General features: G+C 68.2%; 16 protein-coding genes. 10 read left to right on the forward strand and 6 right to left on the reverse strand.

All coding sequences use genetic code 11. The annotated features are described in order from the left end of the window. From HG543_RS28290 to HG543_RS28305, 4 genes are all read left to right on the forward strand, one after another. Positions 1-1,064: hypothetical protein (locus HG543_RS28290; RefSeq protein WP_211194224.1), on the forward strand; the 1,064-nt coding region annotated here is incomplete at its 5' end. 30 nt (positions 1,065-1,094) lie between these two features. Next, a complete protein-coding gene (locus HG543_RS28295) occupies positions 1,095-1,871 on the forward strand; it encodes an AAC(3) family N-acetyltransferase (RefSeq protein ID WP_169347999.1) in 777 nt (258 codons plus the stop codon). A 172-nt stretch (positions 1,872-2,043) separates the two neighbouring features. Beyond that, on the forward strand, positions 2,044-5,622 hold the full coding sequence (locus HG543_RS28300) for a restriction endonuclease (protein ID WP_169348000.1): 3,579 nt from the start codon (positions 2,044-2,046) through the stop codon (positions 5,620-5,622). Positions 5,623-6,377: 755 nt separating this feature from the next. Then, complete coding sequence (locus HG543_RS28305) at positions 6,378-6,839, forward strand: hypothetical protein (protein WP_169348001.1); 462 nt, start codon at positions 6,378-6,380, stop codon at positions 6,837-6,839. A 48-nt stretch (positions 6,840-6,887) separates the two neighbouring features. Here HG543_RS28305 and HG543_RS28310 read toward each other — a convergent pair whose 3' ends face one another. Together HG543_RS28310 and zwf are read right to left on the reverse strand one after the other, a co-directional pair. Next, a complete protein-coding gene (locus tag HG543_RS28310) occupies positions 6,888-8,447 on the reverse strand; it encodes a multicopper oxidase family protein (protein WP_169348002.1) in 1,560 nt (519 codons plus the stop codon). Positions 8,448-8,542: 95 nt separating this feature from the next. Beyond that, on the reverse strand, positions 8,543-10,081 hold the full coding sequence (zwf, locus tag HG543_RS28315; RefSeq protein ID WP_169348003.1) for a glucose-6-phosphate dehydrogenase: 1,539 nt from the start codon (positions 10,079-10,081) through the stop codon (positions 8,543-8,545). Between the two features lie 119 nt (positions 10,082-10,200). On the opposite strand from zwf, the gene HG543_RS28320 reads away from it, so the two are divergent. Next, positions 10,201-11,757: a hypothetical protein gene (locus tag HG543_RS28320; protein ID WP_169348004.1), complete on the forward strand. Its 1,557-nt coding sequence runs from the start codon at positions 10,201-10,203 to the stop codon at positions 11,755-11,757. A gap of 67 nt (positions 11,758-11,824) precedes the next feature. Here HG543_RS28320 and HG543_RS28325 read toward each other — a convergent pair whose 3' ends face one another. Next, complete coding sequence (locus HG543_RS28325) at positions 11,825-12,424, reverse strand: cysteine hydrolase family protein (RefSeq protein ID WP_169348005.1); 600 nt, start codon at positions 12,422-12,424, stop codon at positions 11,825-11,827. An 82-nt stretch (positions 12,425-12,506) separates the two neighbouring features. On the opposite strand from HG543_RS28325, the gene HG543_RS28330 reads away from it, so the two are divergent. Next, positions 12,507-13,382, forward strand: coding sequence for a LysR family transcriptional regulator (locus HG543_RS28330; protein ID WP_211194225.1), 876 nt, complete (start codon positions 12,507-12,509; stop codon positions 13,380-13,382). Positions 13,383-13,400: 18 nt separating this feature from the next. On the opposite strand, the gene HG543_RS28335 is transcribed toward HG543_RS28330, so the two are convergent. Next, positions 13,401-14,021, reverse strand: coding sequence for an NAD(P)H-dependent oxidoreductase (locus HG543_RS28335; protein ID WP_169348007.1), 621 nt, complete (start codon positions 14,019-14,021; stop codon positions 13,401-13,403). 94 nt (positions 14,022-14,115) lie between these two features. Here HG543_RS28335 and HG543_RS28340 point away from each other — a divergent pair, with 94 nt between their 5' ends. After that, positions 14,116-14,934, forward strand: a complete 819-nt coding sequence (locus HG543_RS28340; protein WP_169348008.1) for an endonuclease/exonuclease/phosphatase family protein — start codon at positions 14,116-14,118, stop codon at positions 14,932-14,934. Positions 14,935-15,110: 176 nt separating this feature from the next. On the opposite strand, the gene HG543_RS28345 is transcribed toward HG543_RS28340, so the two are convergent. After that, positions 15,111-16,169 (reverse strand): hypothetical protein, encoded by a 1,059-nt coding sequence (locus tag HG543_RS28345; protein ID WP_169348009.1) that lies wholly within the window; start codon positions 16,167-16,169, stop codon positions 15,111-15,113. A gap of 77 nt (positions 16,170-16,246) precedes the next feature. Beyond that, positions 16,247-16,624: a hypothetical protein gene (locus tag HG543_RS28350; RefSeq protein WP_169348010.1), complete on the reverse strand. Its 378-nt coding sequence runs from the start codon at positions 16,622-16,624 to the stop codon at positions 16,247-16,249. 264 nt (positions 16,625-16,888) lie between these two features. Here HG543_RS28350 and HG543_RS28355 point away from each other — a divergent pair, with 264 nt between their 5' ends. From HG543_RS28355 to HG543_RS28365, 3 genes are all read left to right on the forward strand, one after another. Beyond that, positions 16,889-18,190 (forward strand): serpin family protein, encoded by a 1,302-nt coding sequence (locus HG543_RS28355; protein ID WP_169348011.1) that lies wholly within the window; start codon positions 16,889-16,891, stop codon positions 18,188-18,190. A 138-nt stretch (positions 18,191-18,328) separates the two neighbouring features. Then, complete coding sequence (locus HG543_RS28360) at positions 18,329-19,615, forward strand: WD40 repeat domain-containing protein (protein WP_169348012.1); 1,287 nt, start codon at positions 18,329-18,331, stop codon at positions 19,613-19,615. A 152-nt stretch (positions 19,616-19,767) separates the two neighbouring features. Then, entirely contained in the window at positions 19,768-21,861 is a 2,094-nt protein-coding gene (locus HG543_RS28365) for a carboxylesterase family protein (protein ID WP_169348013.1), read from the forward strand. The last annotated feature ends 159 nt before the right edge of the window (positions 21,862-22,020 follow it).

The raw sequence follows: 22,020 nt of genomic DNA on the forward strand, positions 1-22,020 counted from the left end.
GGCTGGGGTTCAGCTGGGCGCGGTCCTCGTATCTGCGACAGGAGCCCGTGCAGCGGCGCCTGCGATGCCTGGAGACGCTGGAGCGGACGCGGCGGGCGCTCGATGAGGCGGAGGCCCGCCTCCAGCAGCTCCAGGAGGAGCGAGCCCGGTGTGAGTGGGAGGCGCGTTCGGGGAGCGAGGTGCTCCTGGGCGCGAAGGTGGCGCTGGCGGAACGGACGAGCCAGACGCTCCAGCTCATTCGTTCCATGTCTCCGCGGGAGTTCGAGCGCCTGGACAGCAAGCGGCGCGAGCTGGAGAAGCAGGAGGCTCACGCCCGGCGGATGCTGGAGCAGGAGAAGACGGCGCGCCTGGCGGAGCTGGCGCAGCGGGTGGAGGCCGTGTCCAGCCCCGAGAAGGCCAAGGAGGAGGCGCTCCGGCGGATTCATGAGAAGTACGTGCGGGAAGCGCTAGAGGAGTCCATCATCGACAAGTCGAACATCCCGGGGCTCGACATGTCACCGAAGACGAGGGACCTCCTGGCGAAGGCAGGGCTCCGGACGGCGGCGGACATCAGCCGCGAGCGTCTGCGTGCCGCGCGGAAGCTGAGCGCGGCGCAGGTGAACATCCTGCTCGAGTGGCGTGCGCAGCTGGCGGCGAAGGCGCGGTGGAGGATTCCCGCGGACGCGGGGCGGTTCGCCGGCGCGGACTGGCGCACGCGGCTGAAGGAACGGGAAGCGGAGCTGACCCAGGAGCGGGAGGCGTTCGAGGCGAGGTTGGTGGCCCTGACGTCGGGCTTCGCCCAGCTGCGCGAGGCCCTGCGCGCCGAAGAGGACGCGCTGACCCACAAGCTCTGGAGCGAGTCGCCGGAGCTGTCTGGAATGGTCGGGCGCGAGTCGATGCGTCTCGAGCTGGAATTGAAACTCCGGAACCGGCGTCTGGACGCGGTGGACGCGAAGCTCGCGGAGGCGCGCCGCGCCTGCGCGAGCCTGCGTTGGAGCCAGGAGGAGACCGTGAATGAGCTGGCTTCTCTCGAATCTCTTCAGTTCAACCGCTATCTCAAGCGGCTGTTTCCAGACAGCCAGTGAGGCCACTGACACCGTGAAAGGGAGCACGTGATGACGGAGATGCGCATCGAGCAGGTGGCTGCCCAGCTTCGGGCACTGGGCGTGCGGCGTGGCGGCGTGCTGCTCGTCCACACGTCATTCCGGGCGGTGCGTCCGGTGGAGGGCGGCCCGCTGGGGCTGATTCGCGCGCTGCGCTCCGCGCTCGGGGAGGAGGGCACGCTGGTCATGCCGACGATGACCGATGGCGAGACGGTCTTCGACCCGGCGTCGACGCCGACGTGCGACATGGGCATCACCGCCGAGCTGTTCTGGAGACAGCCGGGAGTGCGGCGCAGCACGCATCCGGGGGGCTCGTTCGCGGCCGAGGGGCCGATGGCGGAGCGCATCTGCGCGCCACAGGTGCTGTCGCCTCCGCACGGTCCGGACAGTCCGGTGGGCCACGTGCATGACCTCGGAGGGCAGGTGTTGCTGCTCGGCGTGGGCCACAGCGAGAACACCACGCTGCACCTGGCGGAGGCCATCGCGGGCGTTCCCTATTCCGTGGAGCACCCCTGCGTCGTCGAAGAGGGGGGCGAGGTGCGGACCGTGATGATTGCCGAGACCGACCATTGCTGCCGCCGCTTCCGGCTGATGGATGAGCCGCTGCGCGCGCGCTCGCTGCAGCGCGAGGGGAAGGTGGGGCAGGCTGACGCGCGGCTGTGTGACTCCCGGGATGTCGTCGCGGTGGCCGTCGAGCAGCTGGCCGCGAACCCGGTGCTGTTCCTCTGCCCGCCCGAGGAGCACTGCGAGGAGTGTGACACCGCGCGCGCCAGCATCCGGGTGGCGTGAGGGGGCGGCTGGTGTGTACACGCGTGCCCGGCGCCCTCGGATGGGTGTACCGCCGCCGGCCGCCGGAGGAACGGTGCAGTCCAGGGACTGACACCGCGCAGCATTCCATTCGCTCTGCCGTGGCGTCATGAGGAATCCTCTCGACCCACCAAGCGGAACAGGTAGAGGGGACATGACCATCCGGCCTGACGACTTCAAGCAACTTCCCGTTGATGGGGCTCGCTTCGAGGCCCTCGTCTGCCAGCTGCTGGAAGCACTCGGATACCGCATCCTGGAGAAGCCGTCCGTGGGCACGGATGGCGGACGTGACATCCTCGTAGAGTGCAGCCTCAAGGATGCAATGTCCGAGCGCATCGAGAGGGTCGTCGTCCAATGCAAGCACTACGCCCAGAGTGGCGGCTCTGTGCGAGATGCGGACCTCGGGAATTGGATGAACGCGATGATTCGCGCTCACGCCCGGGGGTATCTCCTGGTCACTGACACGCGTGTGACCACGAACATTCGTGAAGCCTTCAAGAGATTCACGGAGGGCGAGCAGAACACCTCCGGTCGCTGGGCACAGTTCTGGGACGTGGACGACCTCATCCGGCGGCTCAACGAGCAATCGTCCGTTCGAGAGGTCTTCTTTCCACGGAAGCGAGTGGCCCTGGACGACCTCGCTGACGAAATCAGGGGCTGGCTGGAGGCGATTCGCTACGAGGTCACCGCCCCCGTCCCCAACGGTGACCGATACATCGACATGACGGCCACCCTGAACCAGGGCACCGTGAAGCAGCGCATCCTGGTCCGCTGCGTGGGAGGTGAGATCTCCGCCTCGGATGTGGACGCAATGGACGAGTGCCTGGATCGCCGGACGCCGCAAGGCTGGCTCGTCAGTGACAAGCGCGTGGGCATGTCGGCTCGCACCAGGGCAGCCAGCATCGAGGGGTGTCAAGTCTTCAACCTCGCAGAGTTGCTTCAGCAGAAGGTCTGGGGGAATTACTTCAACGCGCTGAATGCCCTGGTGACGCAAGACCAGATCGACGTGAGATACGTGGACATTGGGTGCCACCGCGTCGAGGGAGAGGGGGAGAACCCGGCCGCGCCACGTGAGAATTACCCCAGCCTGGAGAAGTACATCGATGACTGGCTCTCCGAGCGGAGCAAGATGCATTTGTCCGTGCTGGGAGAGTTCGGGGCGGGAAAGACTTGGTTCTGCCGGCACTACGCGCACCGGCAGCTCCAGCGATACCTGCAGGACCCCTCGCGGGAGCGGATGCCCCTGCTCATCACCCTGCGAACTTTCGCGAAGGCGATGACGGCGCAGCAACTCATCAACCATGCGCTGATGGTGCAATACAAGCTGCCCTTCATCGGGGATGCCTTCGAGGTCTTCCGGAAGATGAACGGGCGCGGGAAGATCCTGCTCATCCTGGATGGCTTCGATGAGATGGCGCGGCAGGTGGACTACGAGACGGTGGTAGGCAACTTCTGGGCGCTGGCGGAGTTGGTGGAGGAGGGAAGCAAGGTCATCCTCACCAGCCGGACGGAGTACTTCCGGCTTGCGAAGGAGTCAGAGCGCGTGCTCGCGGGCCAGGAGCTTGGACGGCACATGCTGGTCCTGACGCCCCCGAAGTTCGAGGTGGTGTACCTCAACCCGCTCACGGATGCGCAGATTCGGGAAATCATCGTCCGCCGGCTAGGCGCGGATGGGAGTTCCGTGGCCCAGCGCGTCCTGACCCATTCCAATCTGGCTGGTCTGGCACGCAAGCCCATCGTCCTCGAGCTGTTGCTGGCAGCGCTCGACGAAGTAAGCCCGGACGTGCTGGGGAACGAAGCCGAGGTTTATCTCTACGCCACCAATCGGCTGTTGCTCAGGAACATCACCACCGAGCGGACCTTCACGAGTACGTCTGACAAGCTCTACTTTCTCTGCGAGCTGGCCTGGGAAATGCTCAGCGGCGAAAGCCTGAGCATTCATTACCGGCTCATCCCCGATCGCATCCAGAAGCACTTCCAGGGCCAGCTCAAGGAACCACACGAGCTAGACAACTGGGATTACGACCTTCGAAGCCAGACACTCCTTCACCGTAATGCAGCCGGGTACTACGAATTTGCCCACAAGAGCCTGGTGGAATACTTCGTCGCCCTGAAGCTCGCTTCGGAACTTGGCGTGCTGGAGCCGAGGTTTCTCGCGACCTATGCGGCACACGACGGAAAGCCACTGCAGCTCACCCGGGAGCCAGTTGGGATCGAGAGGCTCTCGCAGTCCTTGGGGCGGTTCTCGTTGAGAGACTCCCGGATGAGCGGCGTTGCCGACTTGCTACCCCAGATGTGCGCTCGCAACCTCGCGCTACTCTGGGAACAATACGACGAGGCTCGCCGTTTGGGAATCACGCAGGTCGCCGCCAATCTCGTGTGTCTGCTGCGCTGGATGGGCGCTTCGTTGGCGGGGAGGAATCTCAGAGGGATCGAACTGGCGGGGGAGAGGACTTTCTATGTGGGGGACATTCGCGGGGCCGATCTTCGCGATGCCCAGCTGCATGAAGTCTTCGTGGACCTTGGGGATATGCGTGGGGCGAATCTGGAAGGGGCTGAGTTCCACCATGCAAGGGGGAACCCGATCTGGAATGACTTCAGCGACGTGGGCGGCCTCACGTTTCTGGATCGGAAGGGGACGCTGGCCGTCATGGGGTTCAGGCGGCTGTACCTCTGGAATATCTTCGACTCGTCCTCGGACCGGGACTTCGAGCTGCCTCGTTGGTTCCGGCTCTTCATGCCGCCATTGGCATCCTTGGATACAGGTACGCTTTTCGCCATCCATGACTTCAATCCGGTGTTCTGGAAGCCAGGGGAGCCCCTCCAACGTATGGGGAGGCTGCCTGGCTCACACCTCAGCGCCTACATGCTTTCGATGAGCAGCAGTGGGCAGGAACTCGTCTACTGCTCGCCCGCCCTGCTGGGACCCAAGAAGCCTGGAGTCATGGTCTGGAACGTGAGTTCCCGGCAGGTGGTGCTCCAACTGGGCTGGCCACCCGGCATGGGCCTCGAGGGCGATTTTGAAAATCAGGGTGATCGCGTCGTGGCGTTCGATGTGAACGGGAACCTGTGGTCACTGGAGTTCAAGACCCGGAGCTTCCAGAAAGTGATGGCGTCCAGCAGGAGTGAGTACCTCAAGCGCCCCCGCGCAAGGTTCACCCTGAGCCCGGGGCAGGGCCGTCTCGCGATTCACGTGCACCCAAAGATCTATGTTCTCGATGTGGCTTCGGGGCAGCTCCTCAAGGAACTCAAGAGTCTCAGCGGGCATTACTTTCATGATGCTCAGTTCAGCCCGGATGAGCGCTATCTCGGAGCCGTTACTGGGGACAATATCATTGAAGTGTTTTCGACCGCCGATTGGAGCCGGGTCTATTCCTCCCCTGCCCACTTCGAGCAATTTGAGTTCAGCCCGGATGGAGCACTTCTTGCCATGGGACCACAGTTCAACGGAGACCGTGTCCTCGTGGTGGATCTAGACTCGGGACGCGTCGTCTTCGAACGAAGCCTGAAGCTCGATTTCTCAGGGACCTACGTGCGCGGCTTGAAGGCTCCGCTCCCGAACCTGAAGGCACTCTACGAGCGCGGTGCGCAAGGTCGTTACACGCGAGCTGAGGTGGAGGGAATGTCGGATCGTGAGCTGGACATCCTCATGCGATGGCTTCTTCCGGAGCCGGAGGCTTCGAGCCGCGAGCAGAAGATCAACCTGATTGTCTCCGAGCTAAGCCTGAGCTGAAAGGGCCATGCCGGACAAGCTGTTCGAGAGGTGGCCACCCTTGAGGTACACGCTCGCCCTGGCTCAGCCCGCGAGTCTCTTCCTCGCCGCGCGGTGCTGCTCAATCCAGGCGCGGGCCTGCTCGGGGGGGCCGCGTAGTGGAGGTCCAGCCGCGCGCCGCCGCTGAGCAGCGTCCCCACCATCAGGCTCTTCGTGGCCGTCTCCTGCTCCAGCCCCGCGCCGATGTAGACGAGACCGAGGAACCAGTCGGGCTTCACGGCGCCCTGGAGGAAGCGGCGCGCTTCCGGGGTTATCAGCGTCCCGGAGATGTCCGCCGCCAGGTAGAAGCGTTGCGAGGCCGCGACCTCCTGATACACGCCGCAGTACCACTGCGTGATTCCGACCGTGTGCTGTCCCCGGTACCGCGTCCAGAGCATGTCCGGCGGCTCGAACCAGATGCGCTGCTCGCCATGACTCCACTCTCGCTGCGTTTGCATGGGTGCCCCCTTGCCAGCAAGGACCTCACGATACGCCCGACCCGGCACGAGGGCCAAGACTGTCTCCACCCGTTTGGTTGGAAGTCCCCCGTCGTGTCTCGCCGCCGTCCACGAGCCCGGCACGTTTCGCCAAACGAACCGGCTGCCAGCCTCAAGCAAGGCAGGGCGGGGCAGGTGAGGGTGGCACCCGGCGCGGGCCTGCGCTGGGTGTAGCGGCACCCGATGTGTCACTCACGAGCTTCGTGGTGAAGGGATTGCCTGTCGTGCTCAACTGAGCCGATGAACCCCACTTCTCCTCCGCGGGCGCGGCCACGCCGTCCGTGGAAGCTCATTGTCGGGCTCGTGTTCCTGGGCGTGATTGGCACCTGGCTGTACCAGCAGCGAGCGACGATGGACCGCATGGCGCGCATGACCCGGGAGATGCAGCGCCAGGCCCGTGAATCCGCGAACGCGCCGGGAGTGGCCGAGCTCCGGGCGTTCGGTTGCAACCGTGCCGACATCACGGACATGCGGCGTATTTACGACATCGTCGGCATCGCCGACGCGGGGCCCGGAGGAGACCTCGGCATCACCTGCAACATCCGCCTCGGCATGGACGAACCCTCGTGCGAGCAGGTGGCCTCCGTGTACGTGAAGGCCGTGGGAGAAGCGGCCCAGCCGTTCACCGCTCGCGTCCGGAGGGAGGAGACGAACCAGGTTCTCTGCACCGAGGCGTATGCGCGCGACGGCTCACGCCTGTGAGCCGTCGTTGAAGGTGCTCCTCCGCGTCACCCCACGTTGCTTCGTCCGCTAGTGAGGGCCGTGGGTGTGGCCCGGGTAGGGGGCCAGCACCTCGACGAGCTCCGCCATGCCGAGGTCTCCGTGCTCGGCGATGTGGCAGTGCATCATGAACTTGCCGATGTACCGCTCGTAGCGGGTGCGCAGCCGGAAGGTCTGTCCGGCCATCACCATCAGCGTATCCTTCCAGATGAGCCTCCCGTCCTGCAGCTTCACCTGGAAGGGATTCACGTGGATGTGGAACGGGTGGTTGAAGTTGAGCGAGCCCACCTTCCACTCCTCCACGTCGCCGAGCAGGACCTGTCGCACGTGGTGCGGATCGAACGGTTTGCCATTCACCAGGAAGCGCGGCGGCGTCACCGAGGTGTCGATGGAGAAGATGACCTCCTGCTGCCCGGTGACCTCCGAGTTGCCGATGCCCTTGAACGGCGCCAGCGGCGCCAGCTGCTCGGCCTTGGGCAGGGCCATGCGCACCGGCTTGCCCTTGACGCACACCCGGGCCAGGGTGTGCGCCGGGCCCGTGGCCAGGGCGTCCACCAGGTAGTAGGTGCCGGGGTTCAGCGGGCGCCCGTCGTCGTCGGTCGCGCGCACCATCACGTCCACGCGGTAGCCGGGGAACATCTCCGTCTCCGTCACCTCGTCGATGCGCCCGGTGGTGATGCCGTCGTGGGCAATCTGGAACTGGGACAGCGGCGTCTCCACGTTGCCCTCGCGGCGGACCAGACGCAGCTTGAGCCCCTCGCGGATGCCGCCGTGGATGAAGCGCCAGCGCTGCACCTCGCCCGGGTTCAGCTCGTAGGTGGGCTCGACCTCGCCATTGAGGGTGAAGCGCCGGCCCAGCGACTGCCACACGCCAGGGCCGAACAGCGAGTAGCTCTCCACCATGTTGGCCTTCTGGCCCGGCGCCGTCGGGTCATCGGTCAACGTATAGGGAATCTGCTGGAAGAGGATGATGCGCTCACACGCGTCCTTGATGGCGGGCACGCGGTCGATGTCTCCCCGGATGATGAGCGCGCCCGCCATGCCGCTGGCTAGGTGCAGCGTCGCCGAGCCGTGCTTGTGGGCGTGGTACCAGTACGTCCCCGCGGGATGGTCGTAGGGAATCTTCACCTCGTACGGGAACGAGTGCTTCGGGGGCAGCTCGATGAGGACGTTGTCCGAGTTGCCCGTGGGCGACACGTGCAGCCCGTGGAAGTGGAGGTTGCTCGTGTTGAAGCCGTGGGGCGCATTGCCGTGTCCGGGGCCCGGATGTGGGTCATGCGCCGAGTCCGCCTCGGGCTCGCGAGGGAGCTGGTTGTCCAGCTTGATGTAGAGCGTGTCCCCGGGCTCGGCCTCGATGGTGGGACCTCCCAGCTTGCCGTTGTACGAGCGCAGCTTGACGACGTCGTACTCCGGGGGCGCCCCGTCGGGCGTCACCCGGCGGATTTTATGCGTGGCATAGGCCAGGTCCAGCTCGAGGAAGTGGTCCCGGTTGACGCGGCGATCAGGCCCATGCCGCCGCGTCTCCTCGTCGTGCCGCTCACGCCGCCGCGGCTCGGCGACGTCCGTCTCGGTCATTTCCTGGAAGGCCATGGTCTCTGCTCCCGCGCGAGGGCATGGCCGTCATGACCAGCCCCTCGCCAGAGCAGAGTCCGCCCGGAGTCGCTGTGATGTCTGCCGGCGCTGGCCTACCCCCGGCTCCAGGCCCGCCCGTCACGCTCGAGCAGCCGGGCGGCCTCGACAGGGCCCCAGGTTCCCGCGGCGTAGTTGGGCTCGGCCGGGGTGGCGTTCCAGGCCTCCAGCACGGGCATGACCAGCTCCCAGCCGCGCTCCACCATGTCCCGGGACGCGTAGAGCGTCGAGTTGCCGAGCAGGCCCTCGAGCAGCAGCGGCTCGTAGGCGTCCGGCAGCCGGGCGGGGAAGCCCCGGGCATACAGGAAGCTCAAGTCGACCTCCCTCGTGCGCAGGCCCTGGCCGGGGACCTTGGTGTTGATGCGCAGGGAGATGTGCTCGTCGGGCTGGATGCGGATGATGAGCCGGTTGGCCGTCTCCAGGCCCGCATCCTCCAGCCCCGGGAACTGGAGGGGGCCCGGCTTGAACTGCACCATCACCTCCGTCACCCGCTCCTGGAGCCGCTTGCCCGAGCGGACGTAGAAGGGCACTCCCGCCCAGCGCATGCTGTCGAAGCGCATCGTCAGCAGCGCGAACGTCTCCACACCCGAGTCCACCGCCACGCCGGGCTCCTGCCGGTAGCCCGGCACCGGCTGCCCGCCGGACAGGCCCTCCACGTACTGCCCACGCACGCACTCGGTGCGGATGCGCTCCGGCGAGAAGGCCCTCGCGGTCTGGAGCGCTTCCACCTTGGCGCGCTGCACCGACTCGGCGGACAGGTCCTCTGGCGGCTCCATGGTCAGCAGCGAGAGCACCTGGAACACGTGCCCCTGGAGCATGTCCCGCACCACGCCGGCCTGCTCGTAGTAGCGGCCGCGCCCCTCCATTCCCAGCGTCTCCGCGTTGGTGATCTGCACGTGGTCGATGTGCTGCCGGTTCCACAGCGGCTCGAACAGGCCATTGGCGAAGCGCAGCACCAGCAGGTTCTGGACCATCTCCTTGCCAAGGTAGTGGTCCATCCGGAAGATGTCCGACTCGTCGAAGTGCTTTCGCAGGCGCGCGTTGAGGCTCCGGGCGGTGTGCAGGTTCGTGCCGAAGGGCTTCTCGACGATGATGCGCACCCAGCTCCCGGGCCGGGCCTGGGCCAGCCCCGCGGCCCCGAGGTGGTCGGCCACCGGGCCGAAGAGCGACGGCGCCACCGCGAGGTAGAAGAGGCGGTTGCCCCGGGTGCCCCACTTCTGGTCCAGCTGCCCCAGGCGCTCGGCCAGACGCGTGTAGTCCTCGGCGCGGGACAGGTCCACGGTGACGTGCTCCAGCCGCTGCGCGAAGCGCCGCCAGGTCTCGGGGTCCACCCGTTCGCCCGCGCGCTCCAGGCTCTCCCGGACGCTCGCCTGGAAGGCCTCAGGCTCCATATGGGCGAGGGAGACGCCGACCAGCGCGAAGCGCTCGGACAGCCGTCCCTGCAGGAAGAGCTGGAAGAGGGCGGGCAGCAGCTTGCGGCGCGCCAGGTCCCCCGAGGCTCCAAGGAGGACGAAGAGAGAGGGCTCGGCGACGGCCTGAGCCGGGGTCGGGGTGGAAGCGAATTCAATCCTGCGTGCGGTTGCGGTCCGTGACATGTGCTCCATCCTGGAAACTCGTCTCCGATGGAGAGGGAGGCCGCGCTTTGTGAGCCGCCATCACAAATCCCTCCACCCCTGTCTTTCCCTCCGAATTCACATTGCAACGGAGAAAATGAATGACGGTGGTGAACGAGATGAGCGACCGGATCCAGGCCCAGCGGCTGCTGCTCGCGCAGATGATGGAGATGATCGATATCGTCCGCGGCGATGCCATCCGGAGCCGGCCCGGTCCCTTCCGCAAGGCGGAAGCCATCCCGCTCTTCAAGCCCCAGAGCGTGTCCGAGCGCGCGGCCTACGTCAGCGAGGAGCTGCGCAAGCTCGCCACCGAGCACGTGGAGCTGTCCGAGTTCGTCCGCGCGATGAACGAGGTGGTGCGGCGGCTGGAGATCACCAGCGTCATCTCGCTGGAGGAGGACCTCCAGGAGATCCGCGCGCAGTGGCTGGACGACGTGGTGACGGAGCCGGGGGACACCCGGGCGCTGGAGGTGGAGCCCTCGGCGCGGGTGGACGCGGCCAGTCTGCTCATCGACTCGCTGAGGCGTGAGCGCCGCAAGCCCACCGTGCAGGAGAAGCGCACGCTGCACCAGGCGTACGAGGCGCTGGCCCAGGGCGCGCGGACGACGCTGCCGTACCAGCCGATGCCGTTGCCGGGGCACGGCGTGACGCAGACGCACATGTCCGTCACCGACCCGGGCGAGGGCCACGTGCACGGCACCACCACGCGCGAGGAGTTCATGCGCGGCGTGATTGTCCACGTGGAGCACCTGGAGCGCGCGAACCAGGACCGCAGCTCGCTGGAGTCCTACCGGATTCCCTCGGTGCTCAACGTGGCGAAGGTGCGGATGCACGTGGGCAACCGGGCGCCGGTGACGAGCTTCATCGGGCGGCCCCTGTTCGACAGCGGCCGGTTCCATCTGGACCTGTGGAAGGTGGTGCACACGATGGCGGCGGCGGCCAGCGCCATGTTCCAGCAGGGGGTGGCCGAGTGCAAATTCGCCATGGAGCGCATGACGGCCTCGCAGATCATCGAGTTCATGCGCTGCCTGCGCAGCAACGTGCTGCGCAACCCGCGCACGCAGTACCTGTCGGCGGCGTTCAACCTGAACACGCCCATCATCGATGACCGGAACGGCACCGAGCGCCGCGTGACGGACCGGCGGGAGATCGGCCTGCTGGGCATCGAGCTGGTGAAGGAGGGCGGCTTCGACAAGGTGACGTGGGATGGCTCGGCGGACACGTACCCGAGCGTGCCGGTGATGGAGCAGATTCCGCACGCCACGGCGGTGGAGCTGGTGCACCGCGCCCACGAGCGCGGGCTGCTGACCTACTTCTCCGCGGGCTTCCGGCTGCCGCAGATCTCCGCGGCGGTGTACGCGGGCGTGGACGGGGTGGGCATCGGCGGGGCGCAGATCCTCCGGTACATGGACATGGAGACGGGCTTCCACGGGCCGTTCCAGCCGGAGAACATCCCCGCCATCCTGGCGGCCCGGGACGAGGCCGCGCGGAGCCCGCTGGGCCGGGCGGCGGCACTGCTGGCGCGGCTGGACTGGGCGTACTCGCAGGGCCGCATCTCCGAGTCGCAGAACAAGCTGCGCATCCAGCTCTACGAGGCCCTGTGCCGCAAGGACGTGGAGGCGCTCATCAGCGACGGGCCGCGGGAAGTGGCGGCCTGAGACAGCGGTGCACGGCGCCCGGGGGCTGGTTCCCCCGGGCGCTGCTGCATTCGCTCGCTTCGAGGCACTACCCCCACGCCCCGCGGTCCTTCACCACCACGGCGAAGAGGTCGGACAGCGCGGCCAGCTCGGCGCGCTGCAGCTCGGCGGCCGGTACCACGCCGCCCGCCGGGTCGGGCAGGTCGCGCGTTGCCGTGGCCGAGGCCACCACCGTGTTGCGATAGCCGAGGTCGAGGGCCGCGCGCACGGTGGCCGAGATGCACATGTGCGTCATGAAGCCGGCGACGATCAATTCCTTCCGGCCGGTCGCCGAGATGCGTGCGTGCAGGTCGGTACCGGCGAAGGAGTTCGGCAGGCCCTTGGTCACCACCGCCTCGCCGTCCCTCGGCGCCACGGCGGAGATGATGGCGCTGCCCGGTCCCTTCGGATCGAAGATGGGGCCGCCGGCGGCACCGTGGTGCACGATGTGGAAGATGGGCGTGCCGTGGCGGCGGGCGAGGTCGAGCAGGCGAGCGATCTCCGCCACCGCGTCGCCGACGCCGGCCAGCGGCAGGTTGCCGGACGTGTATTCGACCTGGGCGTCGACGATGACGAGCGCCGCGCGGTCGAACGGAGAGGGGTGGGTTGGCGCGCCGGCCATGGAGGAAAGGGTGCGAGGGGCGGTCATGAAGGTCTCCCGTGTTGGGGTGTCCGCCCCTAGGTAGCCCGTTCGTTTTCGCGCGGCCATTCGCTATCTTCGAGCAGTGGCTGTGCAAAAACGTTCAAGCCCGCTGGACTGGGAGGACCTGCGCGTCTTCGTGGCGTTGGCGCGGGCGGGCAGCCTGTCGGCGGCGGCGCGGGCGCTGAAGGTCAGCCATGCCACGGTTGGCCGCCGCATCGCCGCGCTGGAGGGCACGCTGGGCCGGGCCCTGTTCGACCGCCGAGCCGACGGCTACGCGCTGACCGCCGAAGGGGCGGCGGTGTTGGAGCTGGCCTCGGGCATGGACGAGCGCGCGCTGGCCATCCTGCGCCGCGCCGGCAGGGAGGCCGGGCTGACGGGCACGGTGCGGCTGACCGCCACGGAGGCGCTGGCGGAGCGCTTTCTCATCCCGCGCCTCGCGGAGTTCCACCGCCGCCATCCCGGCATCGACCTGGAGGTGTTGATCGACCCGCGCTCGCTCAGCCTCGCGAAGCGTGAGGCCGACGTGGCCGTCCGGCTTGCCCGGCCACAGGCGGGAGAGCTGTTCACCCGACGGCTCGCCGCCATGGGCTATGGCGTCTATGCGGCACCGGGCGGCGACACGTCGGCCTGGGTCGGCTACGACGATTCCTACGCCCATCTGCCCGAAGCGCAGTGGCTGGCCCGGCACGCGGCGGGTGCACGCGTGGTGCTGCGAGCCAATGGCCTGGCGGCGCAGCTCGCCGCGGTACGGGCGGGCTTCGGCAAGGCGCTGATGCCGCGCTGGTTCGCGGAGGAGGAGGGCGGCCTCGTCTCCCTGCCGCCACCTGCTCCGCCGCCGGTGCGCGAGGCGTGGCTGGTGGTGCACCGGGACCTGAAGGACGTGCCGCGCGTGCGCGCCCTCATCGACGCCGTGGTCGCCGCGTTCGAGGCGGAGCAGGAGCGGCTCGGGCCCGGCGGCCCGTGATGGGGTGGGGCGACGCGTTCAGGCTGCTTCGGTCGTCTCGCAGCGCTTGGACGGATTGAAGAGCTTGCGGCCGATGTCGCGCGCGGCGTCCAGATGCGCTGTCGGATCCTGCGTCTCCGAGTCGAGCAGCAGCTCGGAGGTCACGACGGTGGCGCCGCAGTAATCGAAGATGCCGTGGTCGATCTGCGTCTTCATGGCGCCGAAATAGCCGTGCCGCGCATAGGTTCGCGCGTCGGCGCCCGCGACGGCGACGAGATGGACTCGAAGGCCGTGCAGCTTCTTCACCAGCTTGGCATCGGGGCTGAAGTCGAAAGCCCAGCCATTGCTGAACACGCGATCAATCCATCCCTTGAGGAGCCCCGGCATCGACCACCAGTAGACGGGGTAGACCAGGACCAGGGCATCCGCGCGATCGATCCTCGCCTGCTCGGCGGCGACATCGGCGGGGGGCGGCGCCTCCCGGTGATGGACCGCGAGATCCGCCAGGCTGAACCGCGGGTCGAAAGCTTCCGCCGCGAGGTCCGCGATCTCGAAGGAGTTGCCAGGACCGGACAGCGACACGCCCTCGCCAACCCGAGCGGCGATGCCATGAGTGAGCGACCTGGGATTGGGATGCGCGACAACGATGAGCGCGTGCATGACGGACACTCCCGAGGATGGCGGGTCAGAGGTGCTATGTGGTTACCTGAAGTAAGTTACTTTTGGTAGGTCGCTGCGTCAAGCGAGACACTCCGTGCGCCTGTCATCCCGCTATACTTCGCGGATGGCGGTGGATCTGCGAATTGCCTCGTACAACGTCCTGGCGGACGCCTACGTCAAACCCGAGTGGTTCCCGCGCACGCCCTCGGAACTCTTCGTGCCGCGGAGGCGTCGGGAGGCACTGGCCCGCCGAATCGTGGAGCTGGACGCGGACATCGTCTGCCTGCAGGAGGTGGAGCCCGACAGCTTCGACGCGCTTCAGGAGGCACTGGAGCCGCACGGGTACATGGGCGTGCTGGCCCTGAAGCAGCAGGGCAAGCCCGACGGCTGCGCGGTGTTCCACCGGCGGCAGCGATACCTGGGGCACCGGGCCCATTACTTCGGAGACAGGCTGGAGAACGGGCGCATCTCCGGGCACCTGGCGCTGGTCATGGACTTCGACGCTGGAGGAGGCGAGCGGCTGCGCGTTGCGTGCACTCACTTGCGCTGGGACCGGCCGGACAAGCCCGTGGAGCAGCACCAGGGGATGCAGGAGGCAACCGAGCTGCTCCAGGAGCTGGTGCAGGGAGACCCGGAGGCCCTGTGGGTCGTGTGCGGCGACTTCAATGCCGAGCCCGGCGAGCCGCTGGTTCGGGCGTTCGCGGCGGCCGGGCTGGTCGATGCCTACGAGGGGCGACACCAGCCGACGTGCAACGCGAACGACCGGGCCAAGGCCATCGACTTCCTCTTCCACTCGCGTGCGTTGCGGGCGCAGCCGGACCGGTTGCCGGAGCTGGACGACCGGACGCCGCTGCCTTCGGAGACCGAGCCTTCCGACCACCTGCCGATCTCCGCGCGGCTGCTGCGCGACTGAATCGAGGTGGGCGGCGGGGCCGCGGCTGGGAAAGGCAATCGCTTCCCGGTCGCGGCAGTCCAGGCTGAACGCGCAGGCCGGGCTCGAGCTGACGCGGACCATCGACCTGGTCAATGGCTTCGCCATCATCGAGGCGAAGCCGACCGTCTGACGTTTCGACGCGAGGGGCGCCGGGCTCAAACCTCGCGCCGGCGCCACCGCGCGGCGGCCATCAGCGCCAGCAAGCCCAGGAGCGCCGTGCCCACGGTTGCCCTCGGAGACTGTCCCGCCGAGCACCCCCAGCCCTCTTCCTTCCCGGCCGGGTCGTTCACGGTGGGGCCCCCTACGAGGCTCTCCTCCGAAGCGGATTCGAACGAAGCAAGGCACACCGGCTCGCCCACGGTGGCGTGTCCCGCGGCGTCGACCACGCGCCAGGCGAAGCACGGCGGGTAGGCACCTCCGTAGGGGTTCTCCGGCATGGCGAAGGACGTCTCCACGGAGGCGCCCGCGGAGTTCACGCCCCACACGCCCCACTGCACCTGGTGTCGCGGCTGGGTCGACGCGTCGAACAAGTAGGGCGTCCGGTCGGTGACCCAGAGCTCCACGCGATAGCCCCCCACCGGCGCTCCGCCCTGGACCGCGGGCACGGTGACGTGGGCCCGCGTCGCCATCTCCCGCCCGACGACCGCGCACTCACACAGGCCGGGAGTGCAGTCGCGCTTGTCCCGCTCGAAGGACTCGAAGCGGACCTGCAGGCTGCCCAGCACCTCCAGTGGTGGCGCCGCCCGCGCTCCCGTCGAAAATTCATGACGGATTTCCGTGGGCCCCTCCGCCTCCCCGGGCCGCGGGACCTCCTGGTCCAGCGTGCCCTCCACGACGTAACGCCGGCTCGGTGACAGCGGGCTCGCGGGCGTCCACGCCAGCCCATGCGGCTCCCCCATCCAGTACCGCAGCTGCCCTGGCACCACCTCGCCCGTCCGCGCGTCCTTCACGGTGACGGAGAGCGCGTCCTCGAAATGGCTCTCCGTGTCGGAGAGGCTGCCCGGGAGGGTCCAGGCCCGTGACGTGAGCAGGATGGCTCCATCCGTGGGCACATCCGTCGCACCGTTACCGGGCAGGCTGTCCTGGAAGGTGAAGTACTTCGGGGGACTCGCTGGCGGAGAGCAGGCCTCCGCCGATGAAGCCCCGAGCACGGGAAGCAGGAATGCGGCGGACTGCGCCAGCCCCGCCACGACAACGAAATGGTGAAAACGCATCAGAACTCCACCTCATGGCCCCTGCGGCTTGAAGCTGCAAGGCGGGGGCCATGTGTGCCTGATGGCGGGCGCGTGCGTCAGTTCCAGGTCACGGTCGCGATGTCGGACGACAGCGCGCGGCCGTGGCAGAAGGCCTGGAAGCTCCAGCGCGACGCGCGGCTCGGCTTCCACCAGATATCCCAGCCGGTGGAGATGGGAATCGCGAGCGAACCTTCGATGGCGTACAGGTCCACGCTCCCGTTGGCAACGGTGGTGCCCCAGCCGTTGTAGAAGACGCCGATGTGCACATTCGTGCCGTTCAACACGGTGAGGCTCGTCGTCCAGGCCGTGGACGTATTGGGCTGCACGCGCACTTGGAGGGACGTGTAGTTGGAGGGGCAGTCGACCGCGGCGGCCACCGGCGCGGAAACGGTGGCCATCAGTCCCAGGGCGTACATCAGGCTCTTCGTCTTCATGTGGTGCTCCTGCCTGCGGAGTGGTTCAACGGCTGGGCGCAGGTAAGTCACATTAAACATGAAAAACATGATTCAATAAAATGGCGATTCAGTTACTGTAGAGACGCTATTTTGAATCACCGTCATGTCCGTTCTCCGACGGGGGCCCACGGAAATTCGAGGCCTCCGCGGTCCGAGGGCGTGCCCAACCCCGCGAAGTCATTCGCCTCTCGGGTTGTGCATGCGGCTTGCTCTGACGGCGCGCGCACTCAACCGGAGCACGTCATGACCGCACGTCATTCCTGGAATTGGAGCCCTCGCATCCTCACCGCCGCCTTGCTGCTGCTGGCGGGTTGTGCCTCCGAGGACAAAGACGAACAGTCGCTCCCCGAGCCGCCGGGAGAGCTCGTCGCGTCGGACAAGCAGCGGGCGCCTTCCCCGAACGTCCCGGCCGAGGACGTGGCCGCCGTCGTCGCGGGCAACACCGACTTCGGCGCGGCCCTGTACCGGCAGAGCACGCGTCCGGGGGAGAACTTCTTCTTCTCGCCGTACAGCATCACCCAGGCCTTCGCCATGACGTACGCGGGCGCCCGGGGCAACACCGAGGCGCAGATGGCGCAGGCGCTGCGCTTCGTGTCGCAGGACCGCTTCCACCCGGCACTGAACGCGCTGGACCTGGCGCTCCAGGACCGCGCCGAGCACCCGAAGGGGAAGGGTGCGCCGCCCACGCTGCGCGTCGTGAACGCCCTCTGGGGACAGAAGGGACGCACATTCGAACCCGCCTTCCTCGACACGCTCGCCGTCAACTACGGAGCGGGGATGCGCGTGGTGGACTTCTCCACCGAGTCCGAGTCCATCCGCTCCCGCATCAACGACTGGGTGAAGGAACGGACGGAGGGCCGCATCCAGGGCCTGCTCCCGGAAGGCTCGGTGCGGCCGGACACCCGACTGGTGATGGCCAACGCGCTCTACTTCAAGGGCGCGTGGGCCGTGCCGTTCAACGACAGTGGGACGCACGGCGCCCCGTTCCGCCGCCTGGACGGGAGCGAGCAGCAGGTCCAGATGATGGCGGGCGCGGATGGGTTCTTCCCGTACGGGAAGGGTGACGGCTATGAGGCTGTCGCGCTGCCGTACGCGGGCCAGTCGTTCCGCATGCTGCTCGTCATCCCCGACAGCGGCCGGTTCACGGAGGTGGAGTCGCGGCTCTCGGCGAGCTTCCTCTCCGAGGTCCGCTCGAAGCTGGAGACGGACCGCCTCTTCCTCCAGATGCCGAAGTTCCGGGTGGAGACGGAGTTTTCGCTGGTGGAGCGGCTGAATGCGCTCGGGCTGGTGGATGCCTTCACCGACGCCGCCGACCTGTCGGGGATGACGAAGGAGGAGGCCCTGCTCATCACGGCGGCCCAGCACAAGGCGTTCGTGGCCGTGGACGAGAAGGGCACGGAGGCCGCGGCCGCCACGGCCGTCGTCAGCGGTCCGGCGTCGATGCCGCCGGAGCTCGTCGTGGACCGCCCCTTCCTCTTCCTCATCGAGGACGTGGACACCCAGGCCGTCCTCTTCCTGGGCCGCATCGTCAACCCCGGCTCCTGAGCCGCGCCGGCTGGCGGCTTGTCCCACTCGAAGGACTCGAAGCAAACCCGCGGGCTGCCCAGGGACAGGGCGGCTCGCGTTTCTTCGTGGTGGACACTCCATCCGGGTAGAGTCACGAACGACGAGGGGGACGCACTGATGAGCACACCTGCCTGCGGCCACGCCGAGCCCGTCGCGGGGCGCTTCTGTTCACACCTCATGGCGGACGACGACGCGGAACATCATGTCCGCTTCACCGGCCAGGGGACCGAGCACGACCTGCTCTGCGCCGACTGCGCCGACGCCGGAGCGTCCGCCGAGACGCTTCGCACCGTCTGTGCCACCTGCATGCGAGAGCGGCTGGGCAGGGTCTTCGACTCGCTCGGCGTCATTGGCGGACCCGAGGTCCTCTCCCGGCCGACGGCGCTCCGCTTCGAGCATCGGGAACACACCCTGCCGGCGCTCGCCGGCACCTCGCTCCTCGCGCTCGCGCCCTTCGTGCAACAGTCCCGCCCGAGCTGGCTCGTGGTGGACGCGAGCGGCGGGCTGCTTCGCATCGACCTCGAGGGTGGCGCGCTCATCCGCCTGGGCACGCTGAGCGCGGAGGATGTCCAGCTCTCGGCGCCGCTCGCGCTGCACGTCTCGCCCTGTGGGCGCTTCGCCGCCGTGGTGAACGTGACCGGACGGAGAGGCGTCGTCATGGCGCTGGCGTCCGGCGCGGTGACGATGCGGCTCGACCGGGGCGGCTACCACGAGGAGCACTGCGTGTTCTCCGTGGCCTTCTTCCGGGATGGGTCCCGGACACGGGTCGTCCACGCGACGGCCTGGAACCGGCTCGACGTCTCGGACCCCGCCACGGGCGAGCTGCTGACGCCGCGCGACCTTCCGCCAAGGGAGCGGGACAAGCCGGCTCCGCCGCACTACCTCGATTACTTCCACTGCGGACTGACGGTCTCTCCGGATGGCGCGTGGTTGGTGGATGATGGCTGGGTGTGGCAGCCGGTGGGCGTGCTGCGCAGCTTCTCGCTGCGCCGGTGGCTTCACGAGAACGTGTGGGAGTCCGAGGACGGGCCCTCGCTGAAGGAACTCCGCGCCTGCGGCTACTTCTGGGACGCCCCGCGCTGCTTCGTGGGCGAGCGCATCCTCGCCGCCTGGGGCTTCGGGGTCGATGAAGAGCAGATGGTCGACGCCGTCATGCTCTACGACGTCGAAAGCGGAAAGCTGCTCCGCTGGTTCGCTGGCCCACCGCGCGGCGCACTCGCGTTCGACGGACGCTTCCTGTTCGCGAGCGCCAAGGGCCACGGCACGTCCGTATGGGACCTGGAGACGGGGGAGCGGCTCCATCAGGCTCCGGAGCTGCTCCCCACGGCCTGGCATCCGGCGGCGAGGTGCTTCCTGACCGTGCTCGGCGACGGCGTGCTTCGCGAGAGCCGGCTCCTGGCCTGAGGGCCTGGCGGCGAGAGCGCACTCCACAGCATGCGGGGTGCAGCCCCCAGGCCCTCACGCTCCGGAAGCAGGGCGGGGCGCCAAGGGCATGAAACCCCTGGGGCCGAGGACCGGGTCGCCGCCGGACCAGCGGTTGCATCCTCACGACGTTCATGGCGCTCCCCACTTCCCCGACGAGACAGCTCCGTTCCTGGTCCCTCCGCCTCCTTTCCTCGCTCGCGCTGCTGACGCTCACCCTTCCCGGGGTGACATGGGCCGCGACCGCCTCGGACTTCGTGGCGCGGACGGGACCCGACGGAGGGTTGCCCTACCGGCTGCTGGTGCCCGCGGGCTACGCCCCCACGCAGAAGTACCCGCTCATCCTCTTCTTCCACGGGGCGGATCAGTTCGGGACGGACAACCAGAAACAGCTCGACCACAACGCCAACGGAGCGCTCGCGCTGGTGTCCGACGCCGCGCAGGCCGCGGCGCCCGTCTTCATGGTCGCGCCGCAGGCGCCCAGCCGGGGGGGCTTCCGCGATGGTGCGGTGCGTGAGCAGGTGCAGGACATCCTCGACCAGCTCGTGCAGGAGTTCCCCGGCATCGACGTGGACAGGCTCTACATCACCGGCCTCTCCCAGGGCGGAGCCGCGACCTGGGACTACCTCTTCGCGTCCCCGCATACCTTCGCCGCCGCCATCCCCATGAGCCAGGGGGGCGGAGACACCACCCGGGGCGCGACGGTGGCGCACCTTCCCATCTGGGTCTTCCACGCCGCCAATGACACCACGGTGCGCGTGGCCAGCTCGGACGCCATCGTCAACGCGGTGCGCGCGGCCGGCGGCAGCGTCATCTTCACGCGCTATGCGCAGGGCGAACACGGCATCTGGCCGGTGGCCTATGCCCGGCCCGGGCTGCGCGAGTGGCTGCTGTCCCAGCGGCGCGGCGTCCCATCCACCGTGGGTCCGAGGCTCGTCATCACCGCCCCCACGGACGGGCCCACCTTCACCACCACGGCGGCCTCCGTCGCCCTGGCCGGAGTCGCGGACGGTGGGCCTTCCGCCGTCACCCAGGTCACCTGGAAGAACGGGCGCAAGTGTGGAGGCACCCTGACGGGCACGGCGGCGGGCACCACGGCGTGGTCCACGGCCGCACTGGGCCTCCAGAACGGCGCGACCCATTCCCTCGCCGTGGAGGCCCAGAGCCCCAGCGGCTCGGACGCGTACGGCGGCGTCACCACCTTCAACGATGTGCTCACCGTCACCCGGGGGGTGGATGCTCCGCCCACGGTGAGCATCACCGGGCCGACCACCGCGGCGACCTGGACGACCACCGCCCCGACGCTGACCCTCTCGGGCCGCGCGGCGGATGCCACCGGCGTCTGCAAGGTGACCTGGACCAACGACCGCGGAGGGAGCGGCACGGCCACGGGCGCCACGACGTGGAGCGCGAACGTCTCGCTGCAGCCCGGCACCAACCTCCTCACGGTGACGGCCTGGGACGGTGCGGAACAGACAACCTCGGACACGCTGGTCGTGACCTATTCCGCCCCGGCCGAGCAGGACGTGGTGTTCGCCCAGGATTTCCAGTCGTCCTTCGCGGTGGCGGACCATGTGAATGCCTCGGCGCCGGACCAGGGCCAGTTCAACGACGTGGGCGCCGAGGCCCAGGGCGGCGCCTGGTCCATCACCCCCGGAGGGCGGCTCCAGTTGGCCCGGACCGGCAGCAGCGCCACGGACAACGACGCCAGCCTCACCCGCCACACCGACCTCGCGGGGCCTCCGTCCGTGCTCCACCTGCGGTTCTCGCTGGCGGTGTCCGGCTGGACGGCCAGCACGTACCAGAGCGCGGCCTGCGTGCTCGAGGTGGGCCGCATCTCCAGCGTGCTGGACGGCAACACCGCGCTTCCGGCCACGGACCTGTTCCAGGCGCTGTCGGTTCAGGGCAAGGGGCCGGGCGGCTTCGCCTTCGTCGTCAATGGCACGCAGTCCGCGTCCTTCCTCGCCGATGGCACGGTGTACGTGGTGAGCTACCTGCTCAACCGCTCGGGCGCGTCCCGAAGCTATCTGGGGCTGGACGGAAGCTCGCGCACCCTGGACGCGGACCACGTGGCGCTGTGGGTGGACGGAGTGCCGCTGTTCGACAACGTGCCCGCGGCGGCGGGGGCCACCAGCGCGCTCTCCGACTTCCGGCTGCGCTGGAGCCAGCCGGAGAACGGCACCTGGCTGCTCGACGACTTCGTCGTTCGCAGCGCGCTGCCTCGGTGAGCGGCGGCAGGGCAGGGCGCGGCCCTTCCTTGCCGCGTGGCTGAAATCACGGCTTGCTCACCGTCCCTCGTGCACGGAGGCGGGTGGCGCCTTCACCGGATCCACGTTGCCCCGCCTCGTCAGGAGCATCCCGCGCGTGGGATGTTGAGCTGCACCGCC

The sequence above is a fragment of the Pyxidicoccus fallax genome (genome assembly GCF_012933655.1).
Classification (GTDB): domain Bacteria; phylum Myxococcota; class Myxococcia; order Myxococcales; family Myxococcaceae; genus Myxococcus; species Myxococcus fallax.